We start from the raw sequence: 14,695 nt of genomic DNA, 5'->3' as shown, positions 1-14,695 counted from the left end.
CATCGGAAAACCATCAGGAAAGCTGTCAGGGCATGAACCGGTAGCCGATGCCTGCCTCAGTGAGCAGGTGGCGCGGGTTGGCGGTGTCCCGCTCCAGCTTGCGCCGCAGCTGGGCCATGTAGACCCGGAGGTAATTGGTCTCCTTGGCATAGGCCGGACCCCAGACGTCGGAGAGCAACTGCTGCTGCGTGATGAGCTTTTCCGGGTTCCGGACCAGCACCTCGAGCATTTTCCACTCCGTAGGCGTCAGCCGGACGTCCTGGCCATCCCGGATGACCCTGCGCTTGCCCAAGTCCACGGTGAAGTTTTCTGTGCTGACCACGGCGTCGTGCTCCGGTTCGATGCTGCGGCGCAGCACAGCGCGGAGTCGGGCCAGGAGCTCGTCCAGGCCGAAGGGTTTGGTGATGTAGTCGTCCGCGCCGGCGTCGAGCGCCTGGACTTTGTCGTCTGAGCCGTGGCGGGCGGACAGCACCAGAACCGGTGCAGTGCTCCAGCCGCGCAGCTCCCGGATCACCGCTGTGCCGTCCAGATCCGGTAGGCCGAGGTCCAGGATCACCACCGACGGCGGCTCCTGCCGGGCCTTCAGCAGAGCCGTCCTTCCGTCCGCAGCTGTCGAGACCTCATAGCCATGGGCCTGCAGCGTAATGCGCAGCGCCCGCAACAGGTGGGGGTCGTCGTCGACCACCAGGACCGCGCTCACAGCGGGTCCGGCCCGGCGTCTTCGCTGGTTTCCTGGCCGGTGACGGCCAGCGGAGGCCGGTGGCTGCGGCCCGTCAGCGCAGACTGCGGCTCCAGCGGGGCCTGGCCGGGCGCGGCGTCAAAGGGCGCGCCGGTGGAGAGCGGCAGGGTGATCACCAAGGTCAGGCCGCCGCCCGGAGTCGCCTCCGCCGCGAGCCGTCCGCCCATCGCCTCGGTGAATCCCTTCGCTACGGCCAGGCCGAGCCCAACGCCGGCGCCCCGGGCGTCGTCGTCGAGGCGCTGGAACGGGCGGAACATGTCAAGGACCCGTTCCGCCGGGACACCGCGGCCATGATCGATGATGCGCAACTCGCCGGCGGGACGCCCCCCGAGCGTGGCCGGGCTGAGCCCGCCGGCGGTTCCCACCACCACGATGTCCGAATCCGGGGCGTACTTTACGGCGTTTTCGACGATGTTGGCGATCACGCGCTCCAGCATGCCTTGGTCGGCATCGATCTCGGGCATGTTGGCTGGAAGCTCCACCCGCACCCGGCCCTGCGGGACGCCGTGCAACGCGCCGGGGATGACCTCATACCAGCGGAGGGGGCGCAGCTGGGGGCGGACCGAGTCGGAGGTGATGCGGGACATGTCCAGCAGGTCGCCGACCAGCAGGTCGAGCCGGTCCGAGCATTCCTCGATCGTGGCCAGCAGCTCCTGCTCTTCCTGCGGGGTATAGGGGACGCCGGTCTGGCGGAGGCCCCCGACGGCGAGCTTGATCCCGGCCAGCGGCGTCCGCAGATCGTGGGAGACCGCGCGGAGAATGGACGTGCGCATGGTGTCGCTCTCGGCCAGGCGCATCATTTCGCGTCGGCTGGCCACCAACTGCTGGCGTTCCAGCTGGGCGGCCAGGTGCACGCCGAATGCCGCGAGGAGCCGCCGGTCACTGGCCGGCAGGATCCGGCCGTAGAGGACCAGCCGGGTGGTGGGGTCGATCTCCTCGATGTTCTCGCCTTCCGTGCCTTCGCCCGCGGCCGGGTCCCGGGGCTCTGTGTCCTGGCGCTGGGTATTCTGCCCCTCCGTGGCCGTCCGCAGCGCGGCGGCCGGGACCTCGCCGGCGGACGCCAGGAATTGCCAGGGTGCGTCGCCGTCGTTCCCCTGGCCGAAGAGAGCCGTCCCCCGGACCTGGAAAACGGTCCTGGCCTGCTCGAGCAGCGACTGGACGGTATCTTCGGAACCTGCCGCACCGCGGGTGAGGTCACTGAGAGTGGTGGCCTCGGCCCTGGCCCGGGCGGCCTCCTTCGAGCGGCGGGCGGACAGGTCCACCACCACGGCGACGGCCGCCGAGACTGTCAGGAAGACGAAGAGCGCCAGGAAGTTCTGCGCATCGCTGATGGTCAGGTTGCCGATCGGGGGTGTGGAGAAGTAGTTCACCAGCAGGCTGCTCCACAGGGCCGCCAGGACCGCGGGCCACAGCCCGCCCACCAAGGCAACCGCCACGGAGCCGCTGAGCTGGACGAGCATTGCGGTGGCAACGCTGTGGTCCGGATTTACGGCCACGAGCAGCAGTTGCAGGAGAACAGGTAAGAGCACGGCCAGGACTAGGCCCACGGCAACCCGGGCCCGGCCCAGATCGCGGGGGCGCGGCACCCCCGTGCCTTGGCCGCCGAGCGGATGCGAGACCATGTGGACATCAATGTCCCCGGAGCCCCGCACCACACGGGTACCGACCCCGCCGCCCAGGAGGCCGCCCAGCAGGCTGACGAAGTTTTTATGCCGCGAGATGCCGACCACGATTTGGGTGGCGTTGACGCTGCGGGCGAAGTCCAGCAGGGCGGTGGCAGGGTCTTCTCCGGCCACGATGTGGTAGCTGCCGCCCAGCTCCTGGATCAGCCGCCGTTGCCGTTCGAGCGCCTGTGGCGACTCCGAGGCGACACCGTCGGCGGCGCGCACGTGGACTGCCAGAAGGTCGCCGCCGCTGACTCGGGTCAGGATGCGGGCCCCGCGCCTGATGAGTGCCTCGCCCTCAGGGCCGCCGGTCAGGCCCACGACGATGCGCTCGCGGGCCGGCCAGCTTTCTTGGATCCCGTTCTCGGCCCGGTACTTCGCCAGGCCTTCGTCCACCCGGTCGGCCAGCCAGAGCAAGGCGAGCTCGCGCAGCGCACTGAGGTTGCCCAGCCGGAAATAGTTGGACAGGGCCGCATCGATCTTGTCCGCGGCGTAGATTTTTCCGTCGCTGAGTCGCTGACGCAACAGCTCAGGGGGAATATCGACCAGGTCAATCTGGTCGGCGCGCCTCACGACGTCGTCAGGCACCGTCTCTGCCTGCCGGACGTCGGTGATGGCGCTGACGACGTCGCCTAGGGACGCCAGATGCTGGATATTGACAGTGGACAGTACATTGATCCCGGCGTTAAGGAGGTCGTCTACGTCCTGCCAGCGTTTCTGGTTGCGGCTGCCCGGGACGTTCGAGTGGGCGTATTCGTCCACCACTGCGGTTTCGGGGGCGCGGGCCAGGACTGCGTCCACGTCCATTTCCTCGAATTCCGCGCCGCGGTAGCTCAGCGGCCGGGGCGGAATGATCTCGAGGCCCGCCATGAGGGCCCTTGTGTCGGCGCGGCCGTGGTCCAGCGCGAAGGCGACGACAACTTCCTCGCCCCGCTCACCGAGGCGGTGGGCTTCCTCCAGCATCTCGTAGGTTTTGCCCACTCCGGGCGCGGCCCCCAGGAAGATCCGCAGCGTTCCACGTGCCATGTCGTCATTCTGTCACTTGGAGGCGGACACGGGCGACGCGGCGGCGACTGCAAGGTTCAGGGCAGTCACGTTCACGGCAGGCTGCCCCAGGAACGCCAGGGCGCCGCCACTGGTCTGCCGCGACACGAGGGCGGCCACGGCTTCCGTGCTGAGACCGTGCGCGGCGGCCACGCGCTGGATCTGGAGACGGGCGTAGGCGGGGGAGATATCGGGGTCGAGTCCGGAGCCGCTGGCGGTCACGGCATCGGCGGGGACCTCTGCTTCGGGGACGGATTCTGCCGCCGCGACGGCTGCACGGTTGGCCGCGATGGCCTCTGCCAGTTTGGGGTCGTTGGGGCCAAGATTGCTTGCCGACGACGACGCCGGGTCCCACTTTACGGCCGAGGGCCGGGCATGGAACCAGCGCGGGTCCTGGGCGCCGGCTTTGTCGGCCGGCGCCTGGACGATCAGGGTCGACGCGGCGGGGTTTCCGGCCGAGTCCTTGATGATGGAGCCGTTGGCCTGGTAAGGGGCGATCAACTGGCCCGCACCGAAGACGGCCAGGGGATAGCCGAGTCCGAGGACCACGGTGGCGAGCACGAGGAACCGCAGTGCGGTCCCGGCCTGCCGGAGATAGCCGGTGAGTGTATTCATGGGGCGTTCCTAGCCGATGCCGGGGATGAGGGACAGGATCAGGTCGATGATCTTGATGCCGATGAAGGGTGCGATGAGCCCGCCGAGTCCGTAGATCAGCAGGTTCCGTCCCAGTGCCTGGTTGGCGGAGACCGCGCGGTATTTGACGCCGCGGAGCGCCAGCGGCACCAGGGCGATGATGATCAGGGCGTTGAAGATTACGGCCGAGAGGATGGCCGAGGACGGGGTGGCCAGTCCCATGATGTTCAGCAGTCCGAGTCCCGGGAAGGCGGCCGTGAACAGGGCCGGGACGATGGCGAAGTACTTGGCGACGTCGTTGGCGACGGAGAAGGTGGTCAGCGCCCCGCGGGTGATGAGTAACTGCTTGCCGATGCCCACGATGTTGATGAGCTTGGTGGGATCGGAGTCGAGGTCCACCATGTTCGCGGCGTCCTTGGCGGCCGGGGTGCCGGAGTTCATCGCGACGCCGACGTCCGCCGCGGCCAGCGCCGGGGCGTCGTTGGTGCCGTCCCCTGTCATGGCCACGAGCCGGCCTGCGGCCTGCTCTTTTTTGATGACGTCGAGTTTGTCCTCCGGTGTGGCTTCGGCAAGGAAGTCGTCCACCCCGGCTTCGGCGGCGATCGCCTTGGCCGTGATGGGGTTGTCACCAGTGATCATCACGGTCCGGATGCCCATCTTCCGCAGTTCGGCGAAGCGGGCGTGCATGCCTGGTTTGACGACGTCGGCGAGGTGGATGGTCCCCAGGACGTCCGCCCGGCCGTCGAGACCCACCCGGGCGACCAGCAGGGGTGTGCCGCCCTGGGCGGAGATTCCTTCCACCCGGTGCTCGACCTCTGCCGGTGTGTGGCCGCCGTAGCCGGCGACGAAGGCCGATACCGCGGCGGCGGCGCCTTTGCGGATCTGCAGCCCGTCAACGTCCAGCCCGCTCATGCGGGTGGTGGCGCTGAAGGAGACGACGGCGAAATCGGCGGAGCTGCGTTCGAGGGCGGCCAGATCGGGTCCGGCGACGCCCTTGTCCGCGGCCAGGTCCACGATCGAGCGACCCTCCGGGGTGTCGTCGGCCAGGCTGCAGACCCGGGCCGCGTCGATCAGGTCGGTCCGTTCCACATCCCTGGCGGGGAAAAAGTTGACGGCTCGGCGGTTGCCGTAGGTGATGGTGCCGGTCTTGTCGAGCAGGAGGGTGGTGATGTCTCCGGCGGTTTCCACGGCGCGGCCGGAGGTGGCGAGCACGTTGTGCTGGACCAGGCGGTCCATGCCGGCGATGCCGATCGCGGGGACCAGCGCCCCGATGGTGGTGGGGATAAGGCAGACCAGCAGGGCGACCAGGACGATCGGGGACGGGGTGGCGCCGGCGAGGGCGGCGAACGGGGCCAGGGACATGGTGACGGCCAGGAACACGATGGTCAGGGAGACCAGCAGCACGTGGAGGGCGATTTCGTTGGGGGTTTTTTGCCGCACGGCGCCTTCGACCAGCTTGATCATCCGGTCGATGAACGTCTGGCCCGGTTCGGCGGTGATCCGGATGACGATGCGGTCCGAGAGGACGCGGGTGCCGCCGGTGACGGAGGAGCGGTCGCCGCCGGATTCACGGATGACCGGGGCTGACTCGCCGGTGATGGTCGATTCGTCGACGCTGGCGAGGCCGTCGATGATTTCGCCGTCCGAGGGGATGACGTCGCCGGCTTCGCAGATGACAACGTCGCCCAGCCGCAGCTCGGTGCCGGGGACCTCCTTCGTGGTGCCGTCGGGCTGGCGGAGCCTGGCCTGAACGCCTTTGCGGCTGGCGCGGAGGCTGTCGGCCTGGGCTTTGCCGCGGCCCTCGGCGATGGATTCGGACAGGGTTCCGAACAGGACGGTGAGCCACAGCCAGGCGGTGACCGCGATGCCGAACAGCGAAGGCCGGTACAGGGAGATCGCCGTGCACAGTCCGGCCCCGACCAGCACGGTGAACATGACCGGGGAGTGGATCATCTGGGCCGGGGAGAGTTTCCGGACCGCGAGCGGCAAGGCGGCCGCGACGGATGCGAGCGTCAGTTTCGCCGGGGCCTTGGTGTGGTGCTTGTGTTCGCCGGGGGTGCCGAGGGGGTTGCCGTCGGCGAGGGTTGCGGCGACGGCGGCGTCCGTGGCTAGTGCCGTGCTGGGCCGGGTCATTTCAGGAGTCCTTCTGCGAGGGGGCCCAGGGCGAGGGCCGGAAAGTAGCTCAGGGCGGTCATGATCACGGTGACGCCGAGCAGGAGTGAGCCGAAGAGCGGGCCGTGGGTGGGCACGGTCCCGGCGGAGGCGGGAACCTTGCCCTGCCGGGCGAGGGACCCGGCCAGGGCGAGGACCAGGACGATCGGCAGGAACCGGCCCAGCAGCATCCCGATACCGAGCATGCTCGAGAGGTAGGGGCCGGAGGTGGTGATGCCGCCGAATGCGGAGCCGTTGTTGTTGGCGCCTGAGGTAAAGGCGTAGAGGACTTCACTGAATTGGTGCGGGCCGGTGGCCGGCGCGTTGGCCATGATGTCCGGGAGCAGGACGGTGATACCGGCAAGGGCCAGGACCAGGGTCGGGGTCACCAGGATGTACATGGCCGTGAGTTTCATTTCCGTGGGGCCGACCTTCTTGCCCAGGTATTCCGGTGTGCGTCCGACCATGAGGCCGGCAATGAAGACGGAGACGATGGACAGGATCAGGAGCCCGTACAGTCCGGAGCCGGTTCCGCCGGGGGCGACCTCGCCGAGCATCATGTTCACCATGGCCACTCCGCCGGCCAGCGGTGGCAGCGAATCGTGGGCGACGTTGACGGCCCCGGTGGAGGTCAGGGTGGTCGAGGCGGCGAAGATCGCGCTCGGGGCGGCTCCGAAGCGTTGTTCGAAGCCTTCGCCGAGGCCGCCGGCCGCCGCCGTCGCGGTCCCCTCTGCGGAGGCCACGGCCCAGCCGGTGAGTGCCGTCGAGGCGAGCCAGAGCGTGCCCATGACGGCCACGACCGTGTAGCCCTGCTTCTGGTCGCCCACCATCCGGCCATAGGCGTAGGGCAGGGCGGAGGGGATGAGCAGGATCAGGAATACCTCGAACAGGCTGATGATGGCGTTGGGGTTCTCGAACGGGTGGGCGGAGTTGGCGTTGAAGTAGCCGCCGCCGTTGGTGCCCAGGATTTTGATGGCTTCCTGGGAGGCCACGGGTCCGCCCGGAATGAGCTGCGAAACACCGGTGGCCTGGTTGGTGACCCCGGTGGGCCAGAAGTTCTGCACCACGCCGCCGAGCACCATCACCACTGCCGCCACGAACGCGAGCGGCAGCAGGACCCGGAAGGTGGTCCGGGCCAGGTCGACCCAGAAGTTGCCGAGCCGGTCGGTCCGGGTGCGGGTGATGCCGCGGATGAGGGCGACGGCGACGACGATCCCGACGGCGGCGGAGAGGAAGTTCTGCACAGCCAGCAGGCACATCTGCACGAAAATGCCGACGGTGGTTTCGGGGGCATAGGCCTGCCAGTTGGTGTTGGTGACAAAGGAGATGGCCGTGTTCATGGCCACCCACGGGTCCACCCCGGTCAGGGCGCCGCGGCCGGGCAGGAGACCCTGCAGCCGCTGGAGACCGTACACCACAACGATGGAAACCGCCGAAAACGCCAGGACGCTGCGGAGGTACACCGACCAGGTCTGTTCGGTGCCGGCGTCGACACCGGCGAGCCGGTAGAACAGCCGCTCCGGCCTGCTTGAGGTGGTGCCCTCGAAAACGTTTGCGAGGTAGACCCCGAGCGGCCTGTGTACGGCGGCGAGGACCAGGAGGAGGGCTGCGAGCTGGGTGAAGAACGATGCAGTATTGAACGTCACGTGCCGCTCACCACTTTTCCGGGTGGATCAGGACAGCCAGCAGGTAGCCGAAGAGGCACAACCCAACAATCAGCAGGACGAGCCACATGATCGCATCGGCGCTCATTGCCCGCCCTCCGCCCGGTCATCGGGACCGCCGACCATCCCGGCCAGGGCGTGGCCGATCCACATCACAAACCCCATCGCCACCAGGAGAATTCCGATTACAGCCAGGTCGGCCATTGCAAGTTCCTTTCTTCGGTACCCCGTTGCGGGGACAGCTCCAGTCAAACCCTGACGCCGGCCCGCAGCGCCGGTTTTAACGCTTCCTTGATGGTTGTGGCCCGGATCTTGACGCGGCCTTAGCGGAGCGACCGCCTGGGACCCCCGCGGGCCCGAAGAACGCGTTAGGCCCGGCTAAGGGCCGCGTTAAGGAAGCATCAGGATTGCCCGCCGGACGGGTGCGGCGGCGGCGGGCGCTGGTACTGTCCCGGATGGAAGCGGTGCTGTGCGCCGCGTGGAAAGGACATCATGACCACCCTCAGCCGGCCTCCGGCAGACCCTTCGGCGCCCCGGCCCGGCGCCGGGGAGCACTTCAGGAACTGGCTGCTGTTCGGCCTCCAAGATGCCAAGGGAATCCATCAGGGACCCGGGGCCGTGAGCGACAGCCACCTGAAAAAACACACGTGGTGGCAGGTCATGTGCCTGACAGGCGTGGACTACTTCTCCACGCTGGGCTATCAGCCCGCCATCGCCGCTCTCGCGGCCGGGGTGATTTCGCCGCTGGCCACCCTGGTCCTGGTCGCCGTGACCCTGTTGGGCGCGCTGCCGGTGTACCGCCGGGTGGCTGGCGAAAGCCCGCGCGGCGAAGGGTCCATCGCCATGCTGGAGCGGCTTTTGCCGCGCTGGGGCGGGAAACTACTCGTTCTGGTACTGCTCGGCTTCGCCGCCACCGACTTCATGATCACCATGACGCTCTCCGCAGCCGACGCAACAGCCCACGCCATCGAGAACCCCTTCGCCCCCGCCTGGATGCAGGGCCAGAACGTCGCGGTCACCCTGTTCCTGCTGGCCTTGCTCGCCGCCGTGTTCCTGCGCGGCTTCAAGGAGGCGATCGGCGTCGCGGTCGTCCTCGTGGGGCTCTACCTTGGGCTGAACGTCATCGTCGTCGTCACAACGATCTTCGAGGTCTTCGCCCACCCCGTTGCCGTGAGCAACTGGTGGCTGGCGCTGACCACGGCCCACGGCAGCCCGCTGATGGTGGTGGGAATCGCGCTGCTGGTCTTCCCGAAGCTGGCCCTCGGCCTTTCGGGCTTCGAGACCGGCGTCGCCGTCATGCCGCAGATCCGCGGTCACGCCACAGACACCGAGGACAACCCCGAGGGCCGGATCAAGGGCGCACGCCGCCTGCTGACCACGGCCGCCGTCATCATGAGCGCCTTCCTCATCACCACCAGCTTCACCACGGTGGTGCTGATCCCGGCGCAGGATTTCGAGCCCGGCGGCCCGGCCAACGGCCGCGCCCTGGCGTTCTTGGCCCACGAATACCTGGGGAACGGCTTCGGCACCGTCTATGACTTGAGCACCATTGCGATTCTGTGGTTTGCCGGCGCCTCCGCCATGGCCGGGCTGCTGAACCTCGTACCGCGCTATCTGCCCCGGTACGGCATGGCCCCGTCGTGGGCCCGCGCCGTGCGGCCGCTGGTCCTGGTGTTCACGCTCGTGGGGTTCCTGATCACCTGGCTCTTCGACGCCGACGTCGACGCCCAGGGCGGCGCCTACGCCACCGGCGTCCTGGTCCTGATGACATCGGCGGCGGTTGCCGTAACCTTCTCCGCGCGCAGACGGCGGCAACGCAAGCGCACAGTCGGGTTCGGCGTCATCGCCGTCGTGTTCATCTACACCACGGTGGCCAACATCTTCGAGCGGCCCGAAGGCATCCGGATCGCGGCGCTCTTCATCCTCGGGATCATCCTGATCTCGCTGCTCTCGCGCCTGCGGCGCTCCTTCGAGCTCCACGCGACGCACGTGCGGATGGACACCCCGGCCCTGGAGTTCCTGGCCGCCAACGAAACCGGTCCCATCGCGATCATTGCCCACGAGCCACGGCGGCTGAGCGCCGAGGCGTACCAGGACAAGCTCACGTCCGCCATCGAGGTCAGCCACCTCCCGGTGGACTACCAGGCCCTGTTCCTCGAAGTCGTGGTGGACGACTCGTCGGACTTCGAGACCGCGCTTGAGGTCCGTGGGGTGACCCGGCACGGGTACCAGATCCTGGAGGTCCACGGGCCTGTCGTGCCGAACACCATCGCCTCCGTGCTGCTGCACATCCGCGATGTCACCGGGCTGATGCCGCACATCTACTTCCGCTGGACGGAGGGAAACCCGTTCACCAACCTCCTGCGGTTCCTGGCCTTCGGCGAAGGCGAGATCGCCCCGGTGACGCGGGAAGTGCTGCGCGAGGCCGAACCGGACGTCACGCGGCGCCCGTGGGTCCACGTCGGCTGACGCCGGGGACTCTGCAGCAGGGCGCCCGGCAGCGGTGCCCGTGAGCCGCCCGGCAAACACAAACGCCCCTCCGGAGGAATCCTCCGGAGGGGCGTTGTGGTCTTCGGGGAAAGTGTCCCGGCCGGGCGGCCGGGGCTTTTTCCTGAGTACTTAGAGCGGGCGGATGTTCTCAGCCTGCGGGCCCTTCGGGCCCTGCGTGACGTCGAATTCGACCTTCTGGTTCTCGTCCAGCGAGCGGTAGCCGCTGCTGGCGATTGCCGAGTAGTGGGCGAAAACGTCGGCCGACCCGTCATCCGGGGCAATGAAGCCAAAACCCTTTTCGGCGTTGAACCATTTAACTGTGCCTGTAGCCATGCCTTTATCCTTCTGAAATGCTGCTGATCTCCGGCGGCCCTGGGGCCAACGGCTGCGGAGACATTCGTCCGCTGTCCCCAACGTACGGTGCCACGGGCCGCGGTGCAAGGGTCTAGTGCGGGTCTTCGTCTCGGCAGGTGGCTTCAGTCACGCCGAGACGGAGGCGTCGAAGAGCGCAATCAGGTCCCGGCTTATCTGGTACGGCGAGGTCTCGGACGGGCTGTGGCCGCCGCGGTAGACGGCAATCCGTGCATTGATCGACTGCGCGAAATGGCGGTGCAGCGCCAGCGGCCAGAGGTCTTTTTCGCCGACGGCGACAAGCTTTGGCAGCGTCGCGGCGGCCAGGACCCGCCGCAGATCCGGTGTGTGCTTCATGAGGCCGATGATGTCAATGACCGAGGAGCGGCGCGTGAACGCGAACCGGCTCCTCACGAACCGCAGCCGTTTGGGCGCCACACGGGCAACATTCCTGCGGATACCCCAAATCATCACTGCGGTGCCCACCCTGTTGTTGACCCAGCCACTGAACCAGCCGGCGAGGCGCAGGCCGCGGAAACTCTGCCCCGGCTCGGGCGGGCAACTGATCAAGGTCAGGCTGCGGAACTTCTCTGGCCGTTGCGCGAAGGCCAGTTGGGCAACGATCGCCGCGAAGGAGTACCCCACAACGTGCACCGCGCCGTCTTCGGCGTCCAGCATGGCGAGGAGGTCGTCGCGGAAGAGCTCGTAGTCGTAGCGGCGCCGGGGCGGAACGAGGTTTTCGGGCCCGGCCTGGGCGGATTCATACTGCCCGGCGATGTCGCAGCTGAGGACGAAATAGCCGGCCGCGGCAAGCTCCGGCAGCATGAGGATGAAGTCTTCCTTGGAGCCGGTGGCGCCCGGGATGAGCAGGACTCGAGGCTTCCCGGGATCTCCGGTGGAGATGGTCGCCAGGGTGCCGCTGGGCGCCGCGAAGTCACCGCGCACCACGCCTTCGGGAAGAACGGCCCAGTCGAAGTCGGGCAGCGTGGAGTCCCGGCGGGCGGCGTCGTCCACCAGCCCCGAACCGAAGCCCTCGGGCTCGGGAAACGGGGTGCCATGTGCCTTGCGGCCAACAGACACCATAGCCCTAACATAGCCCTTTCGTGTGCTCAGCTGGCCAGGCTGCCGGCGGCCTTCGCGGGGGAGAGCGGGGCATCCACCTGCCGGACCGTTCCGGCGGACCCGTCCACGGTCACCCTCTGGCCCGTCCGCAGCCGGGTGGTGGCATCCGGCACGCCCACCACGGCCGGGATGCCGTATTCGCGGGCCACCACCGCGCCGTGCGAGATCACGCCGCCCATCTCCATCACGAGGGCGCCTGCGGTCATGAACAGCGGTGTCCAGCCGGGGTCGGTGGAAGGCGCCACGAGGATTTCCCCGGGTTCGAGGTGGGCGCCGACCGGATCCAGGATGACCCGGACCGTTCCGGTGGCGGTACCGGCCGACGCCGGAGTCCCGGCGAGGGCGCCGGAGGCGGGGGACTTGGCCATCACGGCAGCCTCCACGTCCGTACCGTCGGAGAGCAGCAGCCGGGGAATCCGGCGCCTGCGCATTTCGACGTCGTAGAGCCGGCGCCGGGCCGCGACGATGCCCTTGAGGTCGGCACCGCGCAAACCCACGCGGACCTCATCGAATTCCAGGAAGTACACATCGGCCGCCGCGGCGATCGCACCGGTCCGGACCAGTTCGGTGCTGATCGCGTTCAACTGCCGGCGCATCTCCGCGAGGGCGAGGACGATATAGAACTTGGGCAGTTCGCGCAGTCCCGATAGCTGCCGGGTCCGGCGCAGGCAAAACTCCACCAGCCGGGCGCGGAGCTGGCTCCGGGTCCTGGTCCGTTCCACCAGGCTGCGGATCCTCGCCTCTGCGTGTTCCTCGGCGCGGGCGAACTGCCGGTCGGGGGCCTGCTCGGGGTCCTCCACGTGAAGGTAGTTCGAGATCATGCCGAGGATATGGTCCGGTTTCTCCGCCCACCGCGGCATGCCAAGGTCTATCTCCGCCACGGCGCGGTGGCCGTACCGGTCCAGGAACACACGCAGGCCGGTCTGCGCCACTGCGGGCAGGGATCCGGCCGCGTACAGGGCGGCCAGTTCCTTCGGGCCGTGGGCCAGGAACGCTTCACGGGACGCGTCATTCGCGCGGATCGTGACGGCCAGATGCCAGAGCTCAAGGTCCATCTCGGTGGTGACGTTGTTGGGCAGCCCCCGCAACACTGCCTCGAGTTCCCTCGGTTCCGCGATGCCGCGCAACAGCCTGCGGGCCCAGGCCAGCATGAGGTAACCGACGGACGGTCCGGGCAGCGTCGCCAGGATCAGACCGTCCACCGTGCGGTCCAGGATCCGCTGGGCGTGATCGAGCCGGCCGAAGGCGGTGACCGGCTCCGACAGGACAAGCTCGGCTTCGAGGCGCCTTCCGTAATCGAAGGCGCGGCGCAGTTCGGCGGCCGGCCGCACCGCGGCCCGCAGCAGGGACGGAACCAGCCGGACCGTCAGGCCCAGGCCGGCCAGAGTGTTGGGACTGCGCCCTGCGGTGCTGTGCGCTGCGGGGCTGCCGGGCTCCGGTTTCTGCCGGACCCGCCGGATGGCTGCGCCGGGTCGTTTCCGCCGGGGCGGCCGTAGGCGCACGCTGAACCGCGGATCAGCCAGGAGCGCCGGGAAAACCGCGCCGGACCTCCCGTCTGCCAGCGGGAGCATCCGCAGCAAGTAGCGGCGGCCGTACCTGTTGCGCACCATGGCCGTCACATCCACGTACATGCGCAGGCCGGGGTTGACGTACGCCCAGGGCCCGTTGCGGTTCCGCATTGAGCCCAGCACGGAGAGCCCCATGGGAGTCAATGGCCTGGTCAGGCCCTGAAGCAAGGTGCCGCACAGGTACACGCGGGGCTCAGCGGCGGGCCCCGACTCCGCGCCAAGGGGTTCGGCGGCGGCCGGGTCCGGCAGGGGATACAGCGTGGTGATGGGCCTGGACTGGGTGACCCAGATTTTGCCCGCGGCGTCGATCACCCATTCCACATCCTGAGGTGCACCGAACAGCCGCTGGACGGTATCGCCCAGCGCCGTGAGTTCGCGGATCCGCGCGTCGTTCAGGCTCGGCCGTCGCCTGGCCGCGGTCCCTACCGGCGAGCGGAGCAGGATGCGTCCCGTGGCCGTTTCAACCACGAAATGATCAGGGTTCACGCTGCCGGAGACCACCGCCTGGCCGGGCCCGGCGCTCGCATCGATGACCGTTTCGCTCCGGGTGCCCGTCACGGGATTGGCGGTGAACAGCACGCCGGCGGTTGTGGCGGAGACAAGGTCCTGGACGACGACGGCGAGTCCGGCGTCGCGGTGGCTGATTGCGTTGGCGCAGCGGTAGGCCACGGCCCGTTCGGTCCAGAGTGAGGCCCAGCAGCGCCGGGCCGACTCCACCACGGCATCGGCTCCGGAAATGTTGAGGAAGGAATCCTGCTGTCCGGCGAAGCTGGCGAAGGGCAGGTCCTCGGCGGTGGCGGAGGACCTGACCGCCACGGCGGCGGCGCTGCCGAGCGTGGCATAGGCGGCGCGGAGGGCGGCATCAACGTCGGTGGGAATCGGCGCGGTTACGATCATTTCCCGCGCCTGCCTCGCCAGTTCGCCCAAGTCAGGTTCGGGGTGGTTCAAGCCGTGGACTGGCTCGTCGTGGCCTGGCGGGCCGCCGCCCGGTTCTCCGCCGTTCAAGGATGCGGGCTGCGCGGCGTCCAGGCTGGCCGCCAGTGCGTCCAGTTCGGCCGGGGCGGCCTTCCGATAGGCGGCGGTGGTGAGGCAGAAGCCGCGCGGCACCGGGAACCCGGCCGCGGTGAGCTTGCCGAGGTTTACGGCTTTGCCGCCCACGAGTTGCAGGGGAGCGGAGCCCAGCGCGCTGAGATCTATGACGAGCCCTTGATCCGCAACGAAGCTTTCCGGCGCCCTGCCCTCTGCAGAACCCATTTCCCTGCTCCCACG

Annotated in this window: 10 protein-coding genes; 1 reads left to right on the top strand and 9 read right to left on the bottom strand. The window is 68.5% G+C overall.

The features are described 5' to 3' along the window. Positions 1-25: 25 nt before the first annotated feature. Genes AC1DKQ_RS10250 through kdpF form a run of 6 tightly spaced genes read right to left on the bottom strand, consistent with a single transcriptional unit; the run spans position 26 to position 7,983 of the window. Positions 26-700, bottom strand: a complete 675-nt coding sequence (locus AC1DKQ_RS10250; RefSeq protein WP_476884104.1) for a response regulator — start codon at positions 698-700, stop codon at positions 26-28. Further along, entirely contained in the window at positions 697-3,429 is a 2,733-nt protein-coding gene (locus AC1DKQ_RS10245; protein ID WP_476884103.1) for a DUF4118 domain-containing protein, read from the bottom strand. Before AC1DKQ_RS10245 ends, AC1DKQ_RS10250 begins: the two co-directional genes overlap by 4 nt. Before the next feature lie 12 nt (positions 3,430-3,441). After that, the gene (gene kdpC / locus AC1DKQ_RS10240) at positions 3,442-4,062 is read right to left on the bottom strand and encodes a K(+)-transporting ATPase subunit C (RefSeq protein ID WP_476884102.1); all 621 of its coding nucleotides are present in this window, start codon (positions 4,060-4,062) and stop codon (positions 3,442-3,444) included. A gap of 9 nt (positions 4,063-4,071) precedes the next feature. Beyond that, positions 4,072-6,213 (bottom strand): potassium-transporting ATPase subunit KdpB, encoded by a 2,142-nt coding sequence (gene kdpB / locus AC1DKQ_RS10235; RefSeq protein WP_476884101.1) that lies wholly within the window; start codon positions 6,211-6,213, stop codon positions 4,072-4,074. Continuing rightward, on the bottom strand, positions 6,210-7,877 hold the full coding sequence (gene kdpA / locus AC1DKQ_RS10230) for a potassium-transporting ATPase subunit KdpA (protein ID WP_476884100.1): 1,668 nt from the start codon (positions 7,875-7,877) through the stop codon (positions 6,210-6,212). The genes kdpB and kdpA overlap by 4 nt, the downstream gene beginning before the upstream one ends. A gap of 7 nt (positions 7,878-7,884) precedes the next feature. Next, complete coding sequence (gene kdpF, locus AC1DKQ_RS10225) at positions 7,885-7,983, bottom strand: K(+)-transporting ATPase subunit F (protein ID WP_476884099.1); 99 nt, start codon at positions 7,981-7,983, stop codon at positions 7,885-7,887. Between the two features lie 404 nt (positions 7,984-8,387). On the opposite strand from kdpF, the gene AC1DKQ_RS10220 reads away from it, so the two are divergent. After that, positions 8,388-10,364 (top strand): APC family permease, encoded by a 1,977-nt coding sequence (locus AC1DKQ_RS10220; protein WP_476884098.1) that lies wholly within the window; start codon positions 8,388-8,390, stop codon positions 10,362-10,364. 150 nt (positions 10,365-10,514) lie between these two features. Here the strand turns inward: AC1DKQ_RS10220 and AC1DKQ_RS10215 are convergent, their stop codons facing one another. From AC1DKQ_RS10215 to AC1DKQ_RS10205, 3 genes are all read right to left on the bottom strand, one after another. After that, the gene (locus AC1DKQ_RS10215; RefSeq protein WP_013599688.1) at positions 10,515-10,718 is read right to left on the bottom strand and encodes a cold-shock protein; all 204 of its coding nucleotides are present in this window, start codon (positions 10,716-10,718) and stop codon (positions 10,515-10,517) included. Positions 10,719-10,865: 147 nt separating this feature from the next. Next, positions 10,866-11,819, bottom strand: a complete 954-nt coding sequence (locus tag AC1DKQ_RS10210; RefSeq protein WP_476884097.1) for an alpha/beta fold hydrolase — start codon at positions 11,817-11,819, stop codon at positions 10,866-10,868. A gap of 26 nt (positions 11,820-11,845) precedes the next feature. Next, positions 11,846-14,680, bottom strand: coding sequence for a PEP/pyruvate-binding domain-containing protein (locus AC1DKQ_RS10205; RefSeq protein WP_476884096.1), 2,835 nt, complete (start codon positions 14,678-14,680; stop codon positions 11,846-11,848). Positions 14,681-14,695 lie beyond the last annotated feature (15 nt).

This window comes from Arthrobacter sp. 05L421 (assembly GCF_056397785.1).
This window is presented reverse-complemented; position numbering and strand designations above follow the sequence as displayed.

Excerpts from the sequence above, each read along its gene's own strand:
- AC1DKQ_RS10245 (WP_476884103.1), bottom strand. The coding sequence starts at position 3,429 with ATGGCACGTGGAACGCTGCGGATCTTCCTGGGGGCCGCGCCCGGAGTG.
- kdpC (WP_476884102.1), bottom strand. The coding sequence starts at position 4,062 with ATGAATACACTCACCGGCTATCTCCGGCAGGCCGGGACCGCACTGCGG.
- kdpB (WP_476884101.1), bottom strand. The coding sequence starts at position 6,213 with ATGACCCGGCCCAGCACGGCACTAGCCACGGACGCCGCCGTCGCCGCA.
- kdpF (WP_476884099.1), bottom strand. The coding sequence starts at position 7,983 with ATGAGCGCCGATGCGATCATGTGGCTCGTCCTGCTGATTGTTGGGTTG.
- AC1DKQ_RS10220 (WP_476884098.1), top strand. The coding sequence starts at position 8,388 with ATGACCACCCTCAGCCGGCCTCCGGCAGACCCTTCGGCGCCCCGGCCC.
- AC1DKQ_RS10215 (WP_013599688.1), bottom strand. The coding sequence starts at position 10,718 with ATGGCTACAGGCACAGTTAAATGGTTCAACGCCGAAAAGGGTTTTGGC.
- AC1DKQ_RS10210 (WP_476884097.1), bottom strand. The coding sequence starts at position 11,819 with ATGGTGTCTGTTGGCCGCAAGGCACATGGCACCCCGTTTCCCGAGCCC.
- AC1DKQ_RS10205 (WP_476884096.1), bottom strand. The coding sequence starts at position 14,680 with ATGGGTTCTGCAGAGGGCAGGGCGCCGGAAAGCTTCGTTGCGGATCAA.